This window comes from Nocardia sp. NPDC057455, assembly GCF_042802775.1.
Taxonomy (GTDB): domain Bacteria; phylum Actinomycetota; class Actinomycetes; order Mycobacteriales; family Mycobacteriaceae; genus Nocardia.
In genome coordinates this window covers 133669-140366 of record NZ_JBHVDM010000005.1, presented here as the reverse complement: position 1 = coordinate 140366, position 6698 = coordinate 133669, and the positions used below count along the sequence as shown (strand labels likewise).

Annotated in this window: 4 protein-coding genes; 2 read left to right on the top strand and 2 right to left on the bottom strand. The window is 67.7% G+C overall.

Features of this window, described 5'->3' with window-relative positions:
• Nucleotides 1-181 precede the first annotated feature (181 nt).
• Nucleotides 182-763, top strand: coding sequence for a DUF2165 domain-containing protein (locus ACFU5M_RS03745; protein WP_379043167.1), 582 nt, complete (start codon nucleotides 182-184; stop codon nucleotides 761-763).
• Between the two features lie 30 nt (nucleotides 764-793).
• Here ACFU5M_RS03745 and ACFU5M_RS03740 read toward each other — a convergent pair whose 3' ends face one another.
• Together ACFU5M_RS03740 and ACFU5M_RS03735 are read right to left on the bottom strand one after the other, a co-directional pair.
• Nucleotides 794-3700, bottom strand: coding sequence for a UPF0182 family protein (locus ACFU5M_RS03740; RefSeq protein ID WP_379043165.1), 2907 nt, complete (start codon nucleotides 3698-3700; stop codon nucleotides 794-796).
• A gap of 67 nt (nucleotides 3701-3767) precedes the next feature.
• Nucleotides 3768-4382 (bottom strand): TetR/AcrR family transcriptional regulator, encoded by a 615-nt coding sequence (locus tag ACFU5M_RS03735; protein WP_379043162.1) that lies wholly within the window; start codon nucleotides 4380-4382, stop codon nucleotides 3768-3770.
• Between the two features lie 84 nt (nucleotides 4383-4466).
• Here ACFU5M_RS03735 and ACFU5M_RS03730 point away from each other — a divergent pair, with 84 nt between their 5' ends.
• Nucleotides 4467-6698 carry a glycoside hydrolase family 3 C-terminal domain-containing protein gene (locus tag ACFU5M_RS03730; RefSeq protein WP_379043160.1) on the top strand — a complete coding sequence of 744 codons (2232 nt, stop codon included), beginning with the start codon at nucleotides 4467-4469 and terminating at the stop codon, nucleotides 6696-6698.

Below are 6698 nucleotides of genomic sequence, written 5' to 3'. Positions count from 1 at the left end.
ACCACGCCCAGGTGGCGCAGTCGCCGTGTTTCGGGGCACTGTCGCCCGGATCTGTCTGTGATGGAAGGCTTCTCGCCGACTTCGACTCCCCCGCCGTGGGGAGCAGGCGCGCTCGGGTAGCTATATCATCGTCGACGCCTGGATGTCCGAACCTTCATGCCAGTCGACCCGAGGTAGGCAGATGACACGCAGCGGCGCAAGGTTTCTCGATGTGGTGGGTAGCCGCCGGATGGCGGTGGCGGCACTGGCCACGATCACCGGCTTCTATTACCTGTTCGTCGCATTCACCAACTGCGTGGACACCGACACCAATCGCAACGGGGTCGCCGCCGTGTTGTCGATGAAGGCGACGATCCACAATCCGGGAACGGACTGGCGCGCGATCACCGATGGCAATGTCGCGCTCGTCGCCTACATTCTGGTCGTGGTCTGGGAGTTCCTGATCGCCTTCGTGCTGCTGGCCGCGGGGGCCGTGTGGGTCCGGGTGCTGGCCGGACGGCCCCGCAGGCTTCGAGCCGGTCTCGATGTGGCCGTGCGGCTGTCGAGTCTGGGCTGGACCATGTCGGTGCTGCTGTTCGCGGGCGGGTTCCTGACCGTGGGCGGTGAATGGTTCCGTATGTGGGCCAACGACGATGTGAACGCGTCGTCGGCCGCGCTGCAGAACTTCCTGATCGCGGGCGTCGGCCTGATCCTCGTTCACCTGCCGGACACACAGCGTGGCCCCGGCACCGAAAGTGTGCCGACGGCAACACAATCGGACTAGGTTCTTCCGCGGTTCGATCGACGACGCGCGTCAGCGACCGTTGCGATCGAGTTCGTTCAACTGCTTCTGCAGGCGTTCGAGGGCAGCCCGGATCTCATCGATCTGCCTGTTCAGTTCGGCGATCTTCGCTTGATCCGCCGGTGGAGGGCCTTGCGTCTGCGGTTGTGCCGACGGCGGCGCCACCGGCTGCTGGCCCGGTGGCAATGGAGCGCCGGGACCACCGCCGGGTGGCGTGGCGAGCCGGCCGGTTCCGGGACCGAACACCTGGTCGAGCGCCTCGGCGAGGGTCGGCGCGTAACCCACGAGAACGCCGCCGGTACCGGGTTCGCGATAGCTGACCAGCACCCGCGCCAGCTGCGGGAACGTCGACGCGTTCGGTGCCGTGGAAATGCGCTCGGTGAAAAGTGGCTCGGCGTAGAGCACGCCGCCGTCGGCGATCGGCAAGGTGAGCAGATTGCCGTACTGGATCCGGTTCGAGCGCTCGAGCAGGGTGCGCTCGGAGGCCACCCTGGTGTCGGAGATCATCGAGTTCTGGATCTGCTGTGGCCCCTGGGTGAGGGTGTCGGTGGGCAACTGCAGAACGGTGATCTTGCCGTAGTTCTCCGGATCGGAGCGAGCGGAGACGTAAGCGGAGAGGAATTCCCTGTTGTACCCGACCATCGCGCTGGCCAGCCGGAATGACGGCTCGGCGCTGCCTTGGCCGCCGAGCAGGACGTAGAACGGCGGTTGGTGCGGGTTGGTTTCCACGGTGGGATCACTCGGCACCGACCAGAAAGCGTTCGTGGTGAAGAATTCTCGCGGTTCGTCGACGTGGTACTTGGCGAGCATCTCGCGCTGGATCGTGAACAGATCCTCCGGATACCGGAAGTGGGCGCGCAGTTGCGGCGTGATCGATTCCTCGGGTTCGACCGTGCCGGGGAAGACCTTCATCCACGCGGCCAGCACCGGATCCTGCCGGTCGATCTGGTACAGCCGCACCGTGCCGTCGTAGGCGTCGACGGTGGCCTTGATGGAGTTGCGCACATAGGAGACCTGCCGAGGCGATCCCCGATGGGTGTCGTCACCCGGTTCGAGTGCTTCCAGCGAGCTGCGCTTGGCGTAGGGATAGCCGTCGATCGCGGTGTACGCGTCGACGATCCAGACGATACGGCCGTCCACCACCGCCGGATAGGGATTGTTGTCGGTGGTCAACCAGGGTGCGACGAGTTCGACGCGATGGCGCGGATCGCGATTGAAGATGATTTTCGACTCGGGACCGATCGCTTTGGAGAAGACGATGTTGCGTTCGGTGTAGGTCGCGGCGAAGGCAAGGCGATCGAGCCAGTTCGCGATGGGCACGCCACCGGCGCCGGTGTAGGTGTACTTGGTGGTGTCGGTGTCGTACTCGCGAGGCTCCGCGCCGCCGCCCACGATGGCATAGTCCGGGCTCGCATGGGCGATCACTTCGCCGAAGTAGATGCGGGGCTGGTCCACTGGGATCACCTGATGCCCGGATGCCTGGGAGGCGATGTCGCCGACGGCGTAGATCGGGTATCCGCTGTTGCTGCTGGCGGCATCCCCGGCGGCCTCGCGGACGGCCGCGTTGACCCGGTTGGCCGGTGCGGCGACGAACCCGTTCCCGTGCGTGTAGACGGTGTGCCGGTTGACCCAATGGCGCTGGTTACCACTCAGCGCGCTCGGCGTCAGCTCCCGCGCGGCGACCACGTAGTCGCGCAGTTGTCCACCGATGCGGTAGCGATCCAGGTCCAGATGCGGCGGGAAGCTGTAGAAGTTCTTCAGCTGTTGCTGCTGGGTGAACGTCCGGGAGAGCACGTTCGGATCGAGGAGACGGACGTCGGCGAGGGTCGTGACATCTGCGGGAACTTCCGAGGGAGGCTTGGTGCCGACGCCGGAGTACGGCTGGTACTCGACCCGATCGTTACCGATCCCGTACGCCTGCCGGGTAGCCGCGATGTTGCGTTCGATGTAGACGCGTTCCATGTCGGCGGCGTTCGGCCGGACGGAGAACTGCTCGACCGCCAACGGCCAGACGGCTCCGACGAGGATCGACGACAGCAGCAGCAGCGCGGCGGCCATCGCCGGAATCCGTAGATCGCGCACGACGATCGCGGCGAAGACCGCCGCCGCGCAGATGATCGCGATCGCGAAGAGAATCAGGCGAGCAGGAAGCACGGCGTTGATGTCGGTGTAGCCAGGGCCCGCGAAGGTGGGCTCCTTGCTACTACTGGAAAGCAGCGAATACCGGTCGAGCCAATAGGCGATCGCCTTCAAGACGATGAAGGTGCCGGCGAGTACCGCGAGCTGGACCCGGGCCGCGTGGGTCAGGCCGCCCGCTTTTCCGGACAGCCGCAGCCCCCCGAGCAGGTAGTGCGTCGCGAGCCCGGCGATAAAGGCCAGCAGAACGGCGACGAACAGCCAGTTGACGACGAATCGGTAGAAAGGCAGGTCGAAGGCGAAGAACCCGACGTCGTGCCCGAATTGCGGGTCCGACACCCCGAACGACCCGCCGTGGAGGAACAGCTGGACCGTCATCCAGCTCGACTGTGCGGCGAGGCCGCAGATGAGCCCCACCGTGACAGCGACACCCAGACCGAACCGCCGCGGGCGCCGCAGGATCATCATCCGAAACGGCCGGAGACTGTCTTCTTCCCCGGACTCCGGCAGGAACTGCGGGCGGAATCGGAACGCGAGCCACATCGCCGCGAGCAGGACACCGCCGATGATCAACGCGATGACGAAGAACAGTGCCGAGCGCGTGAGCAGCACGGTGAACCAGACACCACGGAATCCGACTTCACCGAACCACAGCCAGCCGACATAGGCTCTGATCAACCGGGGAACGATCAGCAGCGACACGACGAACACCGTGGCGGCGATCACCAGCACCCGGGTGCTGCGATGCCACCGCCGCAGGCTGGGGCCGTCGCGTGCGCTCATTTCCCACTCCCGTGGCTGCCGCCCGGCCGGATACGGGTACGGCCGACGCGAAACCGCTAACCCGATACTACCGGGGTGGGGGCGTTCGCTCGGGTCGCTCGGCCGGGCGCTCGATCAGCTCCCACAAGTACGCCACGTGGTCGGCCATGTCCACGTCCGGGTCGTACAACCACTGCGCCTGCAAGCCGTCGAGCAGGGCCAGGGCGATCACGGCGAAGCGCTCGGGATCGAGATCCGCGGGAAGGCGGCCGGATTCGCGAAGGTCGGCGACGGCGCGGGTGAGGGCGGCGCGGACGGTGCGGTATCGATCGCGGAAGTACTCGTGGGCGGGGTGGCCGGAACGGGTGGCCTCGGCGGAGAAGCGAGTGTAGAGCTCGACCAAGCCGGGGACTTCCGCGTTGTGCCGGATCAGGCGCAGCAGCGCGGAGGGCAGGTCGGGCGGCACGGCCGGTGTGGTGAAGGCGTCGCGGTCGGCCTCGTCGCGACGTGCGAGGATCGCGGCGAAAAGCTGTTCTTTGCTGCCGAAATAGTGCAGCAGACCGGTCTGGCTCAAGCCGACGGACTCGGCGAGTTCACGCACGGTGGTCCGGCTGTATCCGACGCGGGCGACGATCTCCAGCGCCGCCGCGAGGATCTGTTCCCGTTTGGCGATCCCTTTCGAATACGCGCCGCGCCGAACCACGCCGTGACTGTACTCGGAAGAGCCCGGCCGCGAAAACCGAATGGCATACTGTTTTCGGTAACGGTCTAGACCCGAGGAGTCTCGATGACGAGCAAGCCCGACCTCGCCGATCTGGCGCCGGAGCAGCGCGCCGCGCTCGGCAGCGGCGCCGACTTCTGGACCACCAAGGCGATCGGTCCCGTCGCCTCGGTGACCATGACCGACGGCCCGCACGGTGTGCGCAGGCAGGCGGGGGCGACCGATCACCTCGGGCTGGCCGAGAGCCTGCCCGCCACCTGCTTCCCGCCCGCGGTGGGGCTCGCGCAGAGCTGGGACACCGAGCTGGTGCGCCGGGTGGGAGCGGCCCTGGGCCGGGAGGCCCGCGCTCTGGACGTGGACGTGCTGCTCGGGCCGGGAGTCAACATCAAGCGAGACCCGCGCGGCGGGCGGAATTTCGAGTACTACTCAGAGGACCCGCTGCTCACCGGCCTGCTCGGCGCGGCATGGGTTACCGGGCTGCAGAGCACCGGAGTGGGCGCCTCTCTCAAGCATTTCGCCGCCAACAACGCCGAGCACGACCGGATGCGGTCCAGTTCCGACGTCGACCCGCGCCCGCTGCGCGAGATCTACCTGCGCGGGTTCGCCCACATCGTGCGCACGGCCCGGCCGTGGACGGTGATGTGCTCCTACAACCGGATCAACGGTGTACCCGCCGCGCAGAATCGCTGGTTGCTCACCGACGTGCTGCGCGGTGAATGGGGATTCGACGGTGCGGTGATCTCCGACTGGGGTGCGGTGGCCGACCGGCCCGCCGCCGTGACGGCCGGGCTGGATCTGGAGATGCCGGGCGGCAGCGGCGTCTCCGACGCCCAGGTGACGGCGGCGATGGCCGCCGGCACGCTCGACCCGGCGGACGTCGACCGCGCCGCGCGGAACGTGGCGACGCTGGCGGCGCGGGTGGTGGCCGGACGCGCGATCGCCGATGCCGTCGACACCACCGATGAACACCATCGCTTGGCCCGCGAGGTCGCCGCACGCTGCGTCGTCCTGTTGCGGAACGACCGTGGCCTGCTACCACTCGCTCCGGGGCGCTCGCTCGCGGTGATCGGCGAATTCGCGGCGGAACCTCGATACCAAGGCGGCGGCAGCTCGCACGTCAACCCGACCCGGCTCGATGTGCCGCTGGACGAGATCCGCGCGCTCGCGGACTCCGGAACGGTCTCCTACAGTCAGGGTTTCGCCACGGACGACCCGGACGCGGACAACAACGCGTTGCGCGCGGAAGCCGTCGCCGCCGCCGCGAACGCGGAGGTGGCCGTACTGTTCCTGGGCCTGGCGGCCACGCAGGAATCCGAGGGTTTCGACCGTGAGAACCTCGAGCTGCCCGCCGAGCAGCTGGCTCTGCTGGACGCGGTGGTGCGGGCCCAACCGGACACCGTGGTCGTGCTCGCGCACGGCGGCGTGCTGCGGCTGGCCCCGGTGGCCGCCGCGGCGCCCGCCATCCTGGACGGCGGACTGCTCGGCCAAGCCGGAGGCGGCGCACTCGCCGACGTGCTGTTCGGTGTGGTGAATCCGTCCGGGCGACTCGCCGAGACGGTGCCGGTGCGCTTGCAGGACACTCCGGCCTATCTCGACTTCCCGGGCGAGAATTCGCACGTTCGCTACGGCGAAGGCCTGTATGTGGGATACCGCTGGTACGACAGCCGGGACATGGGCGTGTGCTATCCGTTCGGGCACGGCTTGTCCTACACCACGTTCGATTACTCCGATCCGATACTCACCGCAGGCGAAGGCGGGATCACGGTGCGCGTCGGCGTCACCAACACCGGTTCCCGCAGAGGCCGCGAGGTGGTGCAGGTGTACACGGCGCTGCCCGGTTCCTCCGTCACGCGTCCGGTCCGCGAGCTGAAGGGTGCGGCGGTGACCGCCGAACTGGAACCCGGTGCGCGGGAAGAGATCTCAATTCTGCTGCACCGCGATGATCTGGCCTATTGGGAGACCCGCGTCGACCGCTGGATCGTGGAAGGCGGCGCCTACCGGGTGTGGGCAGGCGCTTCCAGCCGGGACTTGCGCGTCACCGGGGTGGTCGACCTCGCCGGTGACGAACTGCGGATCCCGATCACGGCGGAGTCGACGCTCGGGGAGGCCTTGGCCGATCCGAGGGCGGCGGCAGCACTGGCCGAGGTCTTCGGCGGCATGTCCGAGAGCATGGGCGACGCCTCGGCACTCGGAGTGGACATGATGCGGATGATCGCCTCCATTCCGCTGAACCGCCTCACCGGCTTCGGCGTCGACCCGGAGAAGCTCGACGCGCTCTTGGCCGCCACCGACGACTGA